The organism is Desulfuromonas sp. DDH964 (genome assembly GCF_001611275.1).
In the GTDB taxonomy this organism is placed as follows: Bacteria; Desulfobacterota; Desulfuromonadia; order Desulfuromonadales; family DDH964; genus DDH964.
On record NZ_CP015080.1, the window covers coordinates 1757334 to 1773094 of the forward strand.

Genomic DNA, 15761 nt, shown 5'->3' on the forward strand with positions numbered 1-15761 from the left:
CGCCTCCCTTTTTAGCGGTAAAAATTCTTTTTACCAGGCCTCCAGTAGTAACTGAGTCGTTAGCGCTTGCCTATTTACTAACTCAATACTGATGCCAACTTCGGGGACGATGAGGAGTCAGGCCTGGACCGGACTCCGGAATTGGTTTTCCCATTGGAGTAACTAGCCGAAAACATGAAAGAAACATTGGTGAAAAAATTTTCGTCTGCGAGGGGAAATATCCCATTTAAGGGCGCTTTGGCGAGACATTGCCGATGCCGAAAGCGGGGCATGCCCCACTTCCGCCCACCCCAAAAGTGGGGCGGGCAGCAGGTCATGAAGACTGGGATCTGGTTGTTTCGAGGCGGTTAAATTAGGGCTGAACTGAAGGGAGGATCCTGGAGGAGGGTGCGGTAGGAGCCTGCGGCAGTCTGAAGGCGGCTGTCGCCCGGAAAGGGAGCGCTACCTGGCGCGGCTCGTTCTCTACTTTTGCAAACGCGCTTCGTTACATCAAAAACGCCCCTTCCGGGAACCCGGAAGGGGCGTTTATTTCTTCAGCAGGGGAGAACAGCTAACCGACCTCGTTGTACTCCCGCTCGCGGAAGGGGACCCCGAGCTGGGCGGCCAGCGCCCGACAGGCGGCGATATCGATCCCGGGCAGGGTGACGGCGGTGGCGGTCACCTCGGGAATGTAGCGCGGGGCTGCGCGCAGAAAGTCGCAGAGCGCCTGGTAACCTGCCTCGCCGAAGCGGCTGCGGCACCAGTGCTGGTAGGTTGCGGCGTCGGGGGCGTTGAGGGAAATCGAGATGCTGTCAACGAGCCCCTGCAGTTCGGGGAGGATGTCGCGGCCGTGCACCAGGTTGGCCTGGCCGTCGCTGTTGATACGCACCTTCACCCCTTTTTCGTGCAGCCAGGCGGCGATCTCCTTCACCAGGTCAAGCCGGATCAGCGGCTCGCCGTAGCCGCAGAAGACGACCTCGTCGAAGCGGGTCGGGTCGCCGATCGCCTCTTTTACCTCGGTGACGGTCGGCTCATGGGTGAGGCGGAGCTGGTGCCCCTTGACGGTGAAATCCTTGAACTTGGCGCAGAAGGTACAGGCATTGGTGCAGCGGTTGGTGATGTTGAGGTAGAGCGAGTTGCGGATGGTGTAGGCGATGCGGGTGGTCTGGTCGACTTCGCCGACGCCGAACAGGGTGTAGGCATTGAGCGTCGTCACCCGCGCCACATCGTCGAGAGTCAACCCCTTGACCTCGGCGACCTTGGCGGTCGTCTCGGCCACCAGGGCCGGTTCGTTGCGCTTGCCGCGCCGCGATTGGGGAGCGAGGTAGGGGCAGTCGGTTTCGACCAGCAGGCGGTCGACGGAGACGGCTCGCACCACCTCCCGCAGCCCTTCATTGGCCGGATAGGTGACCGGTCCGGCGATGGAGATGTAAAAGCCGAGTTCAAGGCAGGCTCTGGCCATGGCGAGATCGCCGGAGAAGCAGTGCAGTACCCCGCCGGCTTCGCTGGCTCGTTCCTCGCGCAGAATCGCCAGGATCTCGTCGTGGGCATCGCGGTCATGCACGATGAGAGGTTTGCCGATCTCCCGGGCGAGGCGGATCTGGGCGCGGAAGGCTGCACGCTGGGCTTCGCGGGGGGCGCGGTCGCGGTAGAAGTCGAGGCCGGTTTCACCGATCGCCACGACCTTGGGGTGGGCGGCCAAGCGCCGCAATTCCTCGATCGCGGCGGTATCGGCGGTCAGGGCATCATGGGGGTGAATGCCGACCGCGGCATAGACGGCAGCATGCTCCTCGGCCAGGGCGATGCTCGCCCGCGAGGAGGGGAGATCGCAGCCGACGGTGATCATTTGGGTGACCCCGGCCGTCACGGCGCGGGCCACGACTTCCGCCACTTCGCCCGCAAAGCGGGGGCCATCGAGGTGGGCATGGCTGTCGACCAGGGGGTGGATGTTGCTCATGACGGGGCTCCAAAAAAGGAACGGGGCGCCGCAGCGCCCCGTCGCGGTTCTGCGGTCAGTATAAAGGATTACTCCGTTTCAATGCGCGGGAAGAGGGGAGCCGCCTTTTCGATGGTTGTCCCGGCGGCCAGGCCGCCCCAGCGATCGTGGCCGGCGATGCTGAGATCCAGCGGGTCCCCGCCGAGAATGCGTGCGATGCCGGCGGCGGTTTCGGGCATGAAGGGCGCGATCAGGAGCCCGACGATGCGGACCGCCTCGAGCAGGTTGTACATCACCGTACCGAGTCGTTCCCGATCCTCGCTCTTTTTCGCCAGGGACCAGGGGGCGGTGTCGTCGATATACTTGTTGGCAGCGCTGACCAGCTCCCAGATCGCCTGCAATGCCTTGTTGAAGGCCAATTCGTCCATGAACCCGTCGACGCTGGCCATCGTCCGCGGAAACCGCGCAATAAAGGCGGCATCGACCTCGTTGGCGGTTGCGGCGGGCGGGAGAATGCCGTCGAAGTACTTGCTCAGCATCGCCGTGGAGCGGCTAACCAGGTTGCCGAGGTCGTTGGCGAGGTCGGAGTTGATGCGATGGACCAGGGCGCTGTGGGAGAAGTCGCCATCGAGGCCGAAGGGGACCTCGCGCAGCAGAAAGTAGCGGATCGCATCGACGCCGTACTTGTCGACCAGCATGTTCGGCTCGACCACGTTGGCGAGGCTCTTGCTCATCTTCTGCCCCTCCACCGTCCACCAGCCATGGGCGAAGACCTTCTTCGGCAGTGGCAGGCCGGCGGCGAGGAGGAAGGTCGGCCAGTAAACGGTGTGAAAACGGAGGATGTCCTTGCCGATGACGTGGGCGTCGACCGGCCAGAACTTGGCGTAGTTCCCTTGCGGATCGTCTGGATAGCCGAGCGCCGTGATGTAGTTGCTCAAGGCGTCGAACCAGACGTAGATGACATGCTTGTCGTTCCCCGGTACCGGGATCCCCCAGGAGAAGGTGGTGCGGGAGATCGAGAGGTCGCGCAGACCCTCGCGAACGAAGTTGAGGATTTCGTTGCGGCGGCTGCGCGGCTGGATGAAGTCGGGGTTCGCCTCGATATGGTCGAGCAGGGCCTGCTGGTACTTGCTCATGCGGAAGAAGTACGACTCCTCCTTGAGCTTCTCCGTCGGCCGGCCGCAATCGGGGCAGTTGCCGTCCATCAGCTGCAACTCGGTCCAGAAGGTCTCGCAGGGGGTGCAATACCAGTCCTCGTAAGCGCCGAGGTAGATATCACCCCGGGCCTCGATCTTTTCGAAGAGGGCCCGCACCCCCTTTTTGTGGCGTTCCTGGGTGGTGCGGATGAAATCGGTGTGGCTGATATTCAGTTTTTCCCAGAGGGCCTGAAAACGTTTCATCACCCTATCGGCGAGTTCCAGCGGTGTTTCCCCCTTGGTCAGCGCCGCCTTTTCCACCTTCTGGCCATGCTCATCGGTGCCGGTGAGGAAAAAGACCTCATACCCGCGAGCGCGCTTGTAGCGGGCGAGGACATCGCAGGCCAGAGTGGTGTAGGCATGACCGATGTGCGGTACGTCGTTGACGTAGTAGATCGGAGTGGTGATGTAAAAGCGTTTTTCCATGGGCCTCTCCTGGTATTGACAGCTGCTTCATTTCAGACTGGGATTTGGAGCTTGTGGCAACTTCCGGCCGCCGTCATTCACTCTTCTTCGGCCGCCGCCGGTTGCGATTCCGGCGCCGCGGTTTCTTGGCCGTCGTCCCCTCAGCCGGCGGCGCCGGCTCCCCGGCGGTTGCCGGTGGCGGCGGGCTCGGTGGCAGGTTTTTGGGTGACGGTGCGGTTTCCGGCTGCTCGCCACTGCGGGGAGGGCGGGGGCGGTCGCCGCCGGGCCGGCGCGGCGGGCGTTCGCGGCGATTGCGGTCGCGACCGGGTTCAGTACGGTCCGGAAGCGGGGTGGGCTGCTGCCCCGGCGCCAGGGGGCGGAGACGTTCGCCGCTGGCAATCTCCTCGGCGGTGAGTTGCACCCGGCTGCCATCGCCCATGCGCACCGTGACCTTCTGGCGCAGGACGTTCACCTCGGTGACTTCCCCATCGTGGCCGTCGACGGTGACCTTGCGGCCACTCTTGGGCAGCCCCTTGCGTAGCGCACAGTAGGTTTCGAATTCGTAGGCGAGGCAGCAAAGGAGCCGTCCGCACTGACCGCTGATCTTGGTCGGATTGAGGGCGAGACCCTGCTCCTTGGCCATCTTCACCGAGACTGGCGCGAAGTCGGTTAAAAAGGTGCAACAGCAGAGCTCCCGGCCGCAGATACCGATGCCGCCGGTCAGCTTGGCTTCGTCGCGAACCCCGATCTGGCGCATTTCGATGCGGGTGTGAAAGTAGTGGGCCAGGTCCTTGACCAGTTCCCGGAAGTCGATGCGGCCGTCGGCGGTGAAGTAGAAGATGATCTTGGAGCCGTCGAAGAGGTATTCGGCGCGGACCAGTTTCATCTCCAGCCGCCGCTCCGCGATCCGTTGCTGGCAAAAGCGCAGGGCATCGCGTTCCCGCGTTGCATTGGCGCTGGCCATCGCCCGGTCTTCATCACTGGCCGGGCGCAGGATCGATTTCAGGTCGCCGGAAACCTCTCCCTCAGCCTTCTCCTCTGGGGGGAGGACGACGATGCCGAGGGCACGGCCGCGGTCGGTTTCGACCACCACCTGCTCGCCGGCGCGCAACTCCCATTGCTGGGCGTTGAAGTCGTATTGCTTGCCGGCATCGCGAAATTTGATTTTTACAACTCTGGGCATCTCTCTATCCATCCCCGGGCGGCGCGCCGGATTGTGGCCGGCGGCGCCCAGCAAGAAAAAGTGGGGTAGCAAAGGGTATCAGGCGGCCAGGCGCAGCAGCAATACCTCGAGGGCAAGCTGCCGGTTGACGTTACGTGCCAGCTGCCGCCGGCAGCCGGCCAGGGCGTCGAGTTTGCGCAGCAGCGACGCGCTGTCTTCCCGGGCTGCGACACGATGAAGTTTCTCCCGCAAATCGATGTTGACCAGCTCTTCCTCGCCGCTGCCATGCTGCAGCAAGAGCAGGTCGCGATAGAAGGCCTGGAAGATCTCCAGGATATCGGGGAGACGCTCCTTCTCCTCGCTCAGACTTCGCGCGAGGTCGAAGGTCGGTGCCACGCTCCCGGCGGAGAGGGCCGTCAGGGCTTTGAGCAGGTCGCGGCGGCGTTCCAGGTAGAGGTCCCGGTCGCGACCAAGAGCGCGTTCGAAGCTCCCTTCGGAGAGGGCAGCGAGGATATGTCCCTGCGCCTCATCGAGGCTCAGCTGCTCGCGCAGCACCCGTTCAATCTCCGTCCGCGGCAGACGCGTGAAGGGGAGGCGCTGGCAGCGGGAGCGGATCGTGATCAGCAGGTTCTCCGGCAGCGGCGTCAGCAGGATCAGCAGCGCCTGCGAGGACGGTTCCTCCAACGTTTTCAGCAAGGCATTGCCCGCGCTGGCGCCCAGTTTTTCAGCGCCGTCGATGAGGCAGACCTTGCGGGGCGCCTCCAGGGGGCGGTAGGCGAGTTCCTTCTGCAGTGCTCTGATCTGTTCGATCTTGATGCTGTTTCCCTCGGCCGCGATCGTCAGCAGGTCGGGGTGGTTGTTGTGGTCGACCTTGCGGCAGGAACTGCAGCTGCCGCAGCCGGTCCCTTCCCGGCAGAAGATTGCCCGCACCAGGGCGAGGGCCATCAGCCGCTTGCCGATCCCGGCAGGGCCTTCAAAGAGATAGGCGTGGGCGAGACGGTTGCCCGCCAGGGCGCGGCGCAGGATATTCTTCTGGTGGTCGTGACCATGAATCTGCGCGAAGGTCATGTCCGGCTCCGCAGGTCAAGGAGCGGGGCCAGGGCGGCCCGGACCCGGGCGGCGACCGTCTCTTCGTCGCCGTTGGCATCGATGACCCGGAACCGCGCCTCTTTGGCGGCAAGGTCGAGGTAACCCTGGCGTACCCTCTGGTGAAAGGCGAGGGATTCAGCCTCGAAGCGCCCCTCGTCGGGTCCGGAGCTCCCTGCATTCCGGCGCCGGGCTCGGTTCAACCCTGCTTCCGGTAAAAAGTCGAGGAGGAGGGTGACATCCGGGGTGACCGACCCGGCGGCAATCTGGTTGAGTTCCCTGATCAGTTCGAGATCGAGCCCTCGGCCGTAACCCTGGTAGGCGAGGGTGGCATCGAAGAAACGGTCACAGAGGACGATCTTCCCCGCATTCAGGGCCGGACCGATCACCTCGGCGACATGCTGGGCGCGGGCGGCGGCATAGAGGAGCAGCTCGGTAGCGGGGGCCATGGCATAATTGGCACTATCCAGGAGGACCTGGCGCAGGGTGTCAGCAATGGCGCAACCGCCCGGCTCCCGGGTCAGCAGGACGGCGTGCCCAACTGCCTGCAGCTCCGCAGCCAGGCGGCGCAGCTGGGTGGTCTTGCCACACCCCTCAATTCCCTCGAACGTAATGAAAAATCCCATCTGCCCCGATTCTCTGCGCTTAAATCAGGGCATTATAGGAACGACCTGTCCGGGAATCAAGGGAAATCCCCGGTTTGAGCGGCCAAGTCAGGGACTTCACGCACGATTTTTGTGTACTCGGCTGTGGATATCTGGTAATTCTTTGGCGCATTCGCTGCGATTTTCCGAGGAGGAACGTTGGACGACACCATCCAGGACCATCCGCTGCAGCGGAGGATTGGCTACCGGTTTGCCGACCCCGGCCTGCTGTGCGAGGCCCTGACCCACAAATCCTACAGTAATGAACAGGCCGATGGCCTCGCCCCGCACAGTGAACGGCTGGAGTTTCTCGGCGACGCTGTTCTCGATCTGGCGATCAGCTCCCTGGCCTTTGCCGCCTTTCCCGGTTTTAGCGAAGGGGAGTTGACCCGGGTGCGGGCCGAAGTTGTCAGCGAGGCCAGCCTGGCCCGGATCGCCCGCGGGCTCGATCTCGGTGCCTGGCTCCGCCTCGGCCGTGGCGAGGCGCGGAGCGGCGGGCGGGAGAAGGAAAGCCTGCTCGCCGATGCCTGTGAAGCTCTGCTCGGCGCGGTTTTTTGTGACGGTGGTTATCCGGCCGCCTGCGCGGTGGTCGAGGAGCTCTTTGGCCCGGCGCTGGCAGCCGCGGCGCACAGCAAGACCGGCGCTGATTTTAAAACCCGGCTTCAGGAACTGTTGCAAAGCCGCTTTGGTCGGCCACCCCGCTATGCCCTGGTCGAAACCAGCGGCCCCGACCACCAGCGCCATTACCGGGTGGAGGTTCACTGCGGCAGTGATCTCCTCGGCAGCGGCAGCGGGCGGAGCAAGAAAGCTGCCGAGCAGGAAGCGGCCCGGGAAGCTCTCGACCGCCTCGGTCCCTGACCGATGGAGATTTATCCGGTTTTTCTCGGCCAGGCCGGCTGCCGCCAGCACTGCATCTTTTGCAGCCGCTGGCAGGTCGCGGCCAATGCGCCCACTCCGGACCCGGCCACGGTGGCCGCCCAGCTTGAGGCGCAACTCCCCGTTTCGGGAAGTGGCGAGGTCGCCTTCTATGGCGGCAGTTTTACCGCTCTGGAATGGCCGCTGCAGGCGGCCTATCTGGCGGCCGTTGCTCCCGCCCTCGCCGCAGGTCGGGTTTCGGGAATTCGGCTCTCCACCCGTCCCGACGCCATTGACGATGCGCTCTGTCAACGACTGCTGGCCGCCGGAGTGCAGACGGTAGAGCTTGGCTGTCAATCCTTTGCCCCCCGCGTTCTCCGCGCCAGCGCCCGTGGCCACGATGCTGCGGCCAGTGGCCGGGCGGTCGCGGCGCTGCGCCGCGCCGGGCTGCGGGTCGGGCTGCAACTGATGCCGGGGCTGCCCGGAGCCGACCTGGCGGAAGCGCGCTTTTCCCTGGCCGCCGCCCTCGCCCTTGAGCCCGACTTTCTGCGCATCTACCCGACCTTGGTTCTCGCCGGCAGCCGGCTGGAGCGGGAGTGGCGGGCCGGTGCCTACCGGCCGCTGGAGCTTGATGCCGCCGTCGATCTCTGTGCCGACCTGCTCCATCCCTGCCGGCTGGCGGGAGTGCCGGTCATCCGGCTCGGGCTGCAGGGGGATGCCCAGCTCGACCGCGGCGCGGGGATTTGCGCCGGGCCTTACCATCCGGCCTTCGGGCAACTGGTGCGGGCCCGGCTCTGGCGGCGTGCCCTGGCGACATTGATCGAGCAGGACTGCCGGGAGCCGATTCATGTTCCGGCGCGCGAGTTCAGTGATGCCATCGGTCATCGCCGCGCCAATTTCGACTATTTCGCCGGTCGCCAGACCCCCCTGGTTTTGCGTACCGACCCTGGCCTTGCCGCGGCCACCCTGCGGCAGGGTCGGGAGGTCTTTTCCCTGCTGCATCTTGCAGCGCAGCACAACGAGGATTGAGTGACCACTGCAGAGAAAACGCCCTTTCATTCCGGATTTGTGGCTATTGTCGGCCGGCCCAATGTCGGCAAATCGACCCTCCTCAACCAGGTCCTCGGCCAGAAGATTGCCATCACCACCGCCAAGCCGCAGACCACCCGGAACCGGATCCTCGGCATCCATACCCTGCCGCAGGGGCAGATTCTCTTTCTGGATACCCCGGGAATCCACCGCGGCAAGAGCCGCCTCAATCGCCATATGGTCGATCAGGCATTTGCCGCCTGCAACGACGTTGACCTGGTGCTGCTGCTGGTCGAAGCCGACGACCCGGTTGGGGGTGGGGATGATTTCATTCTCGAGCACCTCGGTCGCGGCCGTGCGCCGGTAGTACTGGTCATTAACAAGGTCGACAAGGTTCGTCCGGAATCGCTCCTGCCACTGATCGACGCCTACCGGCAGCGTTTTTCCTTCCGCGCCATCGTGCCGGTCTCGGCGCTGAATGGGGAAGGGGTGGAGCGCCTCGAATCGGTCATCCTCGGCGAGTTGCCGGAAGGACCGTCTTACTATCCGGAGGATATGGTGACCGATCTCCCCGAGCGGTTCATTGTCGCCGAGATGATTCGCGAACAGATTCTCCACCGGCTACGGGATGAGGTGCCTTACGGCGTGGCGGTCGAGGTCGAGAGTTTCACCGAACAGCCGGACCGCAACCTGGTCGTGATCCAGGCCGTGATCTTTGTCGAGAAAGACTCCCACAAGGGGATCCTGCTCGGCAAGGGGGGAGCGATGATCCGTACCCTTGGCCAGGCAGCGCGCAAGGAGATCGAGCGCTTTCTCGGCACCCGCGTCTTCCTCGAACTCTTCGTCAAGGTGCAGAAAGACTGGACCGATTCGGAACGGGGACTGCGCCGCTTCGGATTTCATTCCTAGCCGGCATCAGGACCAGTCCAACCCGGGAGCACCCGATCGGGAGTCCCCTTAACCAGAAGTGACGGATATGCCTATTGTTGCCATCGTCGGCCGACCCAACGTCGGCAAGTCGACCCTCTTCAACCGCATTCTCGGTCAGCGCAAGGCGATCGTCGAGGATTTTCCGGGAGTGACGCGGGACCGGAACTATGCCGAGGTGACCCGCTTCGACAAGCCCTTTACGCTGATCGATACCGGCGGCTTCGAGCCGGTCAGCGAGGACCGCCTGCTGGTGCAGATGCGCGAGCAGTCCCAGCTTGCCGTCGAGGAGGCGGACCTGATCCTCTTCCTCGCCGATGGCCGGGAGGGGCTGACCCCTTCCGATCGCGAGGTCGCACAGATGCTGCGCCGGGTCGAAAAACCAATCCTCTACGTCATCAACAAGATCGACGGCGACCGCCAGGAAGAGGCGGTGGCCGAATTTTACGCCCTTGGCATCGACCAGCTCCTCTCCGTCTCCGCCGAGCATGGCCGGGGAATCGGTGATCTCGTCGATGCCATCCTCGACCTGCTGCCGCCGGCCCCGCCGGCCCCCTCCGAGCAGGACGAGACACGGCTCGCCATTATCGGTCGACCGAACGTCGGCAAGTCCTCCCTGGTCAATCGCCTCCTCGGCAAGGAGCGGGTGGTTGCCAACCCGACCGCCGGAACCACCCGCGACAGTGTCGATACCCCCTTCGTCTATAACCGTAACCGCTACGTGCTGATCGATACCGCGGGCATCCGCCGCAAGGGGAAGGTCAGCCAGACCCTGGAAAAGTACTCGGTCATCCAGGCATTGAAGGCGATGGACCGGGCCCACGTGGTCCTGGTCGTCATCGATGCCGTGGAAGGGGTGACGGACCAGGACCTCACCGTTGCCGGCTATGCTTTCGAGAAGGGGCGGGCGGTTATCATCGTGGTCAACAAATGGGACGCCGTTGCCGACAAGGACAACAAGTCCCATACCCGATTCACCGAGGAACTGCGGCGTCGATTCAAGTTTCTCGCCTTTGCGCCGGTCCTGTTCGTTTCCGCTCTGACCGGGCAGCGCGTCAACAAGCTGATGGCCGAGGTGGAGGCGGTCAGCGCCGAATTCAACCGCCGGGTGCCGACCGGTCAGCTCAACCAGGTGGTCGGGGATGCGGTCAAGAAGCACCCGCCGCCGATCTATCAGGGACAGCGGCTGAAGTTCTTCTATGCCACCCAGACTGCGGTGCGGCCGCCAACCTTCGTTTATTTTGTCAGCCGTGCCGAAGGGGTCCATTTTTCTTACGAGCGGTTCCTCGTCAACCACCTGCGGGAGGCTTTCGGCTTTTCCGGTTCACCGATCCGCCTGCAGTTCCGGGATCGGGAACGGAGATAAAACTCCAGGAAAGGCCTTTACTTGGAGTGGTTCCTGAGATATATTTTTTTCATTTAAATTTTAGCCTGTTACGTGGGCTTTCCGGATTCCCCTCCGGAGTGGAACCTATGCCATGAGTCTAGTCGGAAATCTCGAAGACCTCGGCCTCGGCGATATTCTGCAGATTGTCAGCCTGAGCCGGAAATCGGGAGTCCTGGTTTTGAACAGCCGGGGACGCGAGGGGAAGGTTGTTTTTCTCAACGGCCAGGTGATTCGGGCGACCTCCAGTCAGTTCGGGGAAAACCTCGGTGATCTGTTGCTGCGCAAGGGACTGATTACCGTCGAGGTTCTTAAAAAGGCGGTCTTCATCCAGCGCAACAGCGAGCGGCCGCCACGCCTTGGAGCGATCCTCTCCGACAAATTTTCCGTTCCCCAGGCGGAAATCGAAGCCGCGGTCAAGGAACAGATCGAGAAGATTGTTTACAGTTTCTTTGCCTGGGACCAGGGCTCCTTTGCCTTTGAACTCGGGGAACCCGGTGAGCTGGCCACCACCAGTTTCAGCCCCCTGCAGTTCATGCTCGACCAAGGGCTCAACCCCCAATGGCTCGCCATGGAGGGGAGCCGGATCCTCGACGAGATGCGGCATCGCGGTGAGTCTTTCGAAGAGGAGAAGCGCGAACCGGGGATCGATCTCGAGGCGTTGCTGGGGGAACCCTCGCCGGCATCACCCCCGACACGGGCAGCGGCGGTCAACGGCGAGGCGGAGCCCGGAGCGGCGCTGCCGGTCCAGCTGGCCCCCGCCAGCGGCGGGCCGTTGCTCTACCTGGTCGACGATGATGGCCAGACCGGCGAGTCCCTCTCCGTCTTTCTGCGCGATCGGGGTTTCAGCGCCACCGCATTCGATTCCGGTCGGGACTTTTTGACGGCAATTGCCCGCGCTGCTGCTGCCGGGGAAAAGCCCCTGCTCCTGATTGACATGATCATGCCGCGTCTCGACGGCAGTGGTATACTCGGTGGGCTCGAATTGCTCGATCAGGTCCGGCGGCGCTTCCCGGCCCTTACCGTGGTGATGATGTCCGACCATCCCAACTCGGAGGCGACAGAGCGTGCGCGCCGGCTCGGTGTTGAGGAGGTGCTGGTCAAGCCCAAACGCGGTGACCTCGGGAGCCCGCAGGGGCAGGGGCAGCTGGCGCAGATCGGCAAATCCCTGGCCGCTCATGCCGGCCTTCCCGCCCCCTCGCAGGGGGCGGGTGTGACGGTTGACCTCGGTGCCGAACTCTTCCAGGAGTTGGGGGTCGAAGCGTCTGCCGTCAAGGCCGACCAGGGTCAGAAGAGCCCGGGGTTGCACCTGCTGCGGGGAATGCTTCAGGAGCTGCAGAGCCCGGCGCTTGGCGGTGGCATCATTCTGCTGGTGCTGCGCTTCGCCAGCGAGATCATGAACCGTGCCGTGGTCTTCTTCGTCAAGGACGAGTTGGTGGTCGGGCTCGGCCAGTTTGGCATCGAAAGCCGGAACGGGAACGCCGATGCCCGGGTCCGGGAGATCGCCATCCCGCTCAGTGAAGAATCGGTTTTCAGTAAGGTGGTGGCAGAGATGGTCCCGCTTCGCACCCGTCTTGGCAGCGGGCACTGGGATAACCAGCTCCGCCAGCAATTGGGGGGCGGAAACCCGGCCGAGGTTTTCATCGGTCCGATCTTCAGTGAAGGAAAAGTCGTTGCTGTTCTCTATGGCGACAACTATCCTTCCCGGGATCCGATCGGGGACACGGAAGCATTGGAAATTTTCCTTTCCCAGGCCGGCCTGGCCATGGAAAAGGCACTTCTCGAGCGGCGCTTGCGCAGCCGGGATGGGCAATGAAGAGGAAGGGGTCGAAGGTGGCCAAAAAAATCCTGATTGCCGAAGATTCTCCAACCATGCGGTCGCTGATCGTTTCGACGATTGTTGCCCTTGGGGATTTTACCATCGTCGAAGCCGCCAACGGTTTCGAAGCGCTGCGGATTCTCCCCAGGGAAAAGGTCGACCTGGTTATTACCGATATCAATATGCCTGATATCAATGGTTTGGAGCTGGTGAGTTTTATTAAAAACAATCCCAACTATTCCACGACTCCGCTCATAATCATCAGTACCGAAGGGAGCGAACGGGACCGGGAGAAGGGGCTCGCCCTCGGTGCTGACGCCTACCTGGTCAAACCTTTCGAACCCCGGCAACTGCATGAGCTGATCCTGCGGTATCTGGGGGAGGCCAGCTAATGAGCGATAAGCCCTCTTCCCAGGCAATCCGTGAATTCCTCGCTGAGGCCGAGGAGATTCTTGAGAAGCTCAACGTCGACCTGGTGTCCCTCGGGGATAGCCTGGAGTCCGGGGAGAGTGACCCTGATCTGCTTAACAGTGTTTTCCGCGGTGCCCACTCCCTCAAAGGGCTGGCCGGGATGTTCGGCTTCACCGATATCTCCGATCTCGGCCATCACATGGAGAATCTTCTCGACAGCTTGCGCCTGGGAAAGGTTGCTCTTGATGCCCAACTGATCGAGGTCCTGTTCGGCGCAATCGATCTGCTGACCCAGCTGGTCAACGGTAAGGGGGAGTCGGAGGAATTTAGCCTCGACATTGCCCCCATGCTGGCCCAGATTGAGGCAACTCTCGGTCGGAAACCGGCAGCGGCGGTGCTGGCTGGTCCCGGTATCCCGCAGGAAATCCTCAATGTTCTGACCGAATACGAGGAACACCGGTTGCAGGAGAACCTGCGCAAGGGACGCAACCTGGTGCGGGTGAAGGCCACTTTCAGCCTGGCAACCTTCGATCAGGAACTGGCTGAAGTCACCGATATGCTCAAGAAGCAGGGGGAAGTGATCAGCACACTTCCCTGTGTCGGGGATATCTCCGACCGCATCGCTTTCCAGATCCTGCTGGGGTCGGAGAACCAACCTGCGGCGATCACTGCCGCGCTGGGCCGGGACGATCTCGCCGTGGAACTTTTGTGCGCGGGTACCGGTCAAGCGGCCCCGGCTGAAAGTGAGACGGTGCCCCGGGGTGATCAGGCCGGATCCGAAATGCCGCCAGCACCCCCTCGCAGCGTCGAGGACTCGGGGACCGAGACGGCCCGTGACGGCGGTGAGGGCTCCGCCTCCCTGCGCTCCATCAGCCGCACCGTGCGGGTTGATATCGACAAGCTTGACCAGTTGATGAATATTGTCGGCGAGCTGGTCCTCTCCAAGGGCGCGATTGCCGATCTGACCCAGCGCCTACGCGGGCTCGGCGACAACGAGGTGCTTGGCAACCTGCAGAAGGCGACGCGGATGCTGGAGCGGCGTCTCGATGAGCTGCAAAAAGGGGTCATGGAAGTGCGCATGGTCCCGATCGCCCAGTTGTTCGAAAAGATGACACGGATAGTGCGGAGGGTCGCTGGCGAACAGGGGAAAAAGGTCTCCCTCGACATCCGCGGTGCGGACACCGAACTCGACAAGCTGATCGTCGAAGATCTCTCCGACCCGCTGATGCATATCATCCGTAATGCCATCGATCACGGCATCGAGTCCCCGGAAGAACGCCTGGCCTGCGGCAAGCCGGAGAAGGCAACGATCAGCCTCTGGGCTTCGCAGAAGGGGAACCACGTTGTTCTCGAAGTGATCGACGACGGGCGCGGCATCGATCCGGAGAAAGTCCGCCGTAAAGCGGTCCAGAAGGGACTGGTCGCCGACAACACCGAGTTGAGTCGGGAAGATGTCTTTGACCTGATCCTGGCTCCCGGATTTTCCACCCGCGACGAGGTCAGCGAGCTCTCCGGACGGGGCGTCGGTCTTGACGTGGTGCGCAACAACATCGCGGCCCTTTCGGGAATGCTCGAACTCGACAGTGAGCCGGGTGAGGGGACCCGTTTTGCCATCACCCTGCCGATCACCCTGGCGATCATCAAGGCATTGATTGTCGAGACCTGCGGACGCACTTATGCCATCCCGATCAACTCGGTTCTGGAAACCCTGATGCTCGAACCATCGGCGATCCGTACCATCGAAAAACGGGAGATGATCGAACTGCGGCAGACGACCCTTCCGCTGCTGCGGCTCGACGATGCCTTCCGGCTGTCGGCGGCTACCCGCCCGGTCGGACGTTTTTTTGTCGTAGTGGTCGGTCTGGCGGAGAAACGGATGGGGATTGTCGCCGACCAATTGCTGGGCCAGCAGGATGTCGTCATCAAGAGTCTCGGGAATACGCTCTCCTTCGTGCGCGGCATTGCGGGGGCTGCTGATCTTGGCAACCAGAAGACGATCCTGGTGCTCGATGTCGGCGGGCTGATGGGGGAGGCGTTGCGCGGCGAGTTCTCCGCCCTCAGCAACTGATGCCGGCGGGGGATCCCCGGGGCGGGTGGTAATCTATGTACCAGGCATTCTACGGTTTGCAGGAACGACCGTTCAGCAAGACTCCCGATCCGCGCTACCTCTTTCTGAGCCGTAATCACCGGGAGGGGCTGGCGCGGCTTGCCTACGCGGTGGAAGAGCGGGAGCTGGTCCTCTTGACCGGGGAAATCGGCTGCGGCAAAACAACCCTGTCGCGGGCCCTGATGGATGAGCTTGACGACAGCTACCGGGTCCTGCTGATTGTCAATCCGCGCCTGACCCCGGTTGAGTTCCTGCGTACCCTGGCGCTGCGCCTCGGCCTGCCGGAACCGCCGCGCACCCGGATCGATCTGCTGGAATCGATCGGAACGGAGCTGGTGCGGCTTTACCAGGAAGGGCTTTGCCCGGTCCTGGTCCTTGATGAGGCCCAGCTGGTTCCCTACAAGGAGACCTTCGACGAGCTGCGGCTGCTGACCAACTTTCAGCTCGATGATTGCAATCTGCTGAGCGTGGTCATGATGGGACAGCCGGAGCTGCGCAAACGCCTTGCCCATCGTGCCTATGAACCGCTGCGGCAACGGGTCGGAATGCAGTTCAACCTCGGGCCCCTGACCCTCGAGGAGACGGCAGACTATCTCGAACACCGGATCCGGGTGGCCGGGGGGCCGCCAGGAATCTTCGCCGCCGGCGCGGTGGAGCAGATTTTTCATTACTCGGGAGGGATCCCGCGCAAGATCAACCACGCCGCAACCCTTGCCCTGCTTGAGGGTTTCGGGCGGGAGGCCCGCCGGATCGACCGGGAAGTGATGGCCGCGGTAATGATCGAACTCGATCTGTCCCCCTGAACGGGGAGAGAGGCGTTT

Annotated in this window: 13 protein-coding genes; 8 read left to right on the forward strand and 5 right to left on the reverse strand. The window is 63.0% G+C overall.

Going from position 1 to position 15761, the window contains the following annotated elements:
- Positions 1-550: 550 nt before the first annotated feature.
- The 5 genes from DBW_RS07935 to tmk all read right to left on the reverse strand — a co-directional run bounded on the left by DBW_RS07935 (position 551) and on the right by tmk (position 6390).
- A complete protein-coding gene (locus tag DBW_RS07935) occupies positions 551-1936 on the reverse strand; it encodes a TatD family hydrolase (protein ID WP_066726670.1) in 1386 nt (461 codons plus the stop codon).
- 68 nt (positions 1937-2004) lie between these two features.
- Positions 2005-3537 (reverse strand): methionine--tRNA ligase, encoded by a 1533-nt coding sequence (metG, locus tag DBW_RS07940; protein ID WP_066726672.1) that lies wholly within the window; start codon positions 3535-3537, stop codon positions 2005-2007.
- 73 nt (positions 3538-3610) lie between these two features.
- On the reverse strand, positions 3611-4699 hold the full coding sequence (locus DBW_RS07945; protein ID WP_066726675.1) for a PSP1 domain-containing protein: 1089 nt from the start codon (positions 4697-4699) through the stop codon (positions 3611-3613).
- A 78-nt stretch (positions 4700-4777) separates the two neighbouring features.
- Positions 4778-5746: a DNA polymerase III subunit delta' gene (gene holB, locus DBW_RS07950; protein ID WP_066726676.1), complete on the reverse strand. Its 969-nt coding sequence runs from the start codon at positions 5744-5746 to the stop codon at positions 4778-4780.
- Complete coding sequence (gene tmk / locus DBW_RS07955; protein ID WP_066726679.1) at positions 5743-6390, reverse strand: dTMP kinase; 648 nt, start codon at positions 6388-6390, stop codon at positions 5743-5745. Before tmk ends, holB begins: the two co-directional genes overlap by 4 nt.
- A gap of 177 nt (positions 6391-6567) precedes the next feature.
- Here tmk and rnc point away from each other — a divergent pair, with 177 nt between their 5' ends.
- From rnc to DBW_RS07995, 8 genes are all read left to right on the forward strand, one after another.
- A complete protein-coding gene (gene rnc, locus DBW_RS07960) occupies positions 6568-7266 on the forward strand; it encodes a ribonuclease III (protein WP_082820243.1) in 699 nt (232 codons plus the stop codon).
- A 3-nt stretch (positions 7267-7269) separates the two neighbouring features.
- The gene (locus DBW_RS07965; RefSeq protein ID WP_066726683.1) at positions 7270-8292 is read left to right on the forward strand and encodes an elongator complex protein 3; all 1023 of its coding nucleotides are present in this window, start codon (positions 7270-7272) and stop codon (positions 8290-8292) included.
- A complete protein-coding gene (era, locus tag DBW_RS07970) occupies positions 8293-9201 on the forward strand; it encodes a GTPase Era (RefSeq protein WP_066726689.1) in 909 nt (302 codons plus the stop codon). It abuts the gene before it with no gap.
- Between the two features lie 67 nt (positions 9202-9268).
- Positions 9269-10585, forward strand: coding sequence for a ribosome biogenesis GTPase Der (der, locus tag DBW_RS07975; RefSeq protein WP_066726690.1), 1317 nt, complete (start codon positions 9269-9271; stop codon positions 10583-10585).
- Between the two features lie 112 nt (positions 10586-10697).
- A complete protein-coding gene (locus DBW_RS07980; protein WP_066726691.1) occupies positions 10698-12419 on the forward strand; it encodes a DUF4388 domain-containing protein in 1722 nt (573 codons plus the stop codon).
- 17 nt (positions 12420-12436) lie between these two features.
- On the forward strand, positions 12437-12814 hold the full coding sequence (locus tag DBW_RS07985; RefSeq protein WP_257722366.1) for a response regulator: 378 nt from the start codon (positions 12437-12439) through the stop codon (positions 12812-12814).
- On the forward strand, positions 12814-14901 hold the full coding sequence (locus DBW_RS07990) for a chemotaxis protein CheA (protein WP_066726693.1): 2088 nt from the start codon (positions 12814-12816) through the stop codon (positions 14899-14901). Before DBW_RS07985 ends, DBW_RS07990 begins: the two co-directional genes overlap by 1 nt.
- A 35-nt stretch (positions 14902-14936) precedes the next feature.
- Positions 14937-15743 (forward strand): ExeA family protein, encoded by an 807-nt coding sequence (locus tag DBW_RS07995; protein ID WP_066726694.1) that lies wholly within the window; start codon positions 14937-14939, stop codon positions 15741-15743.
- Positions 15744-15761: the final 18 nt, after the last annotated feature.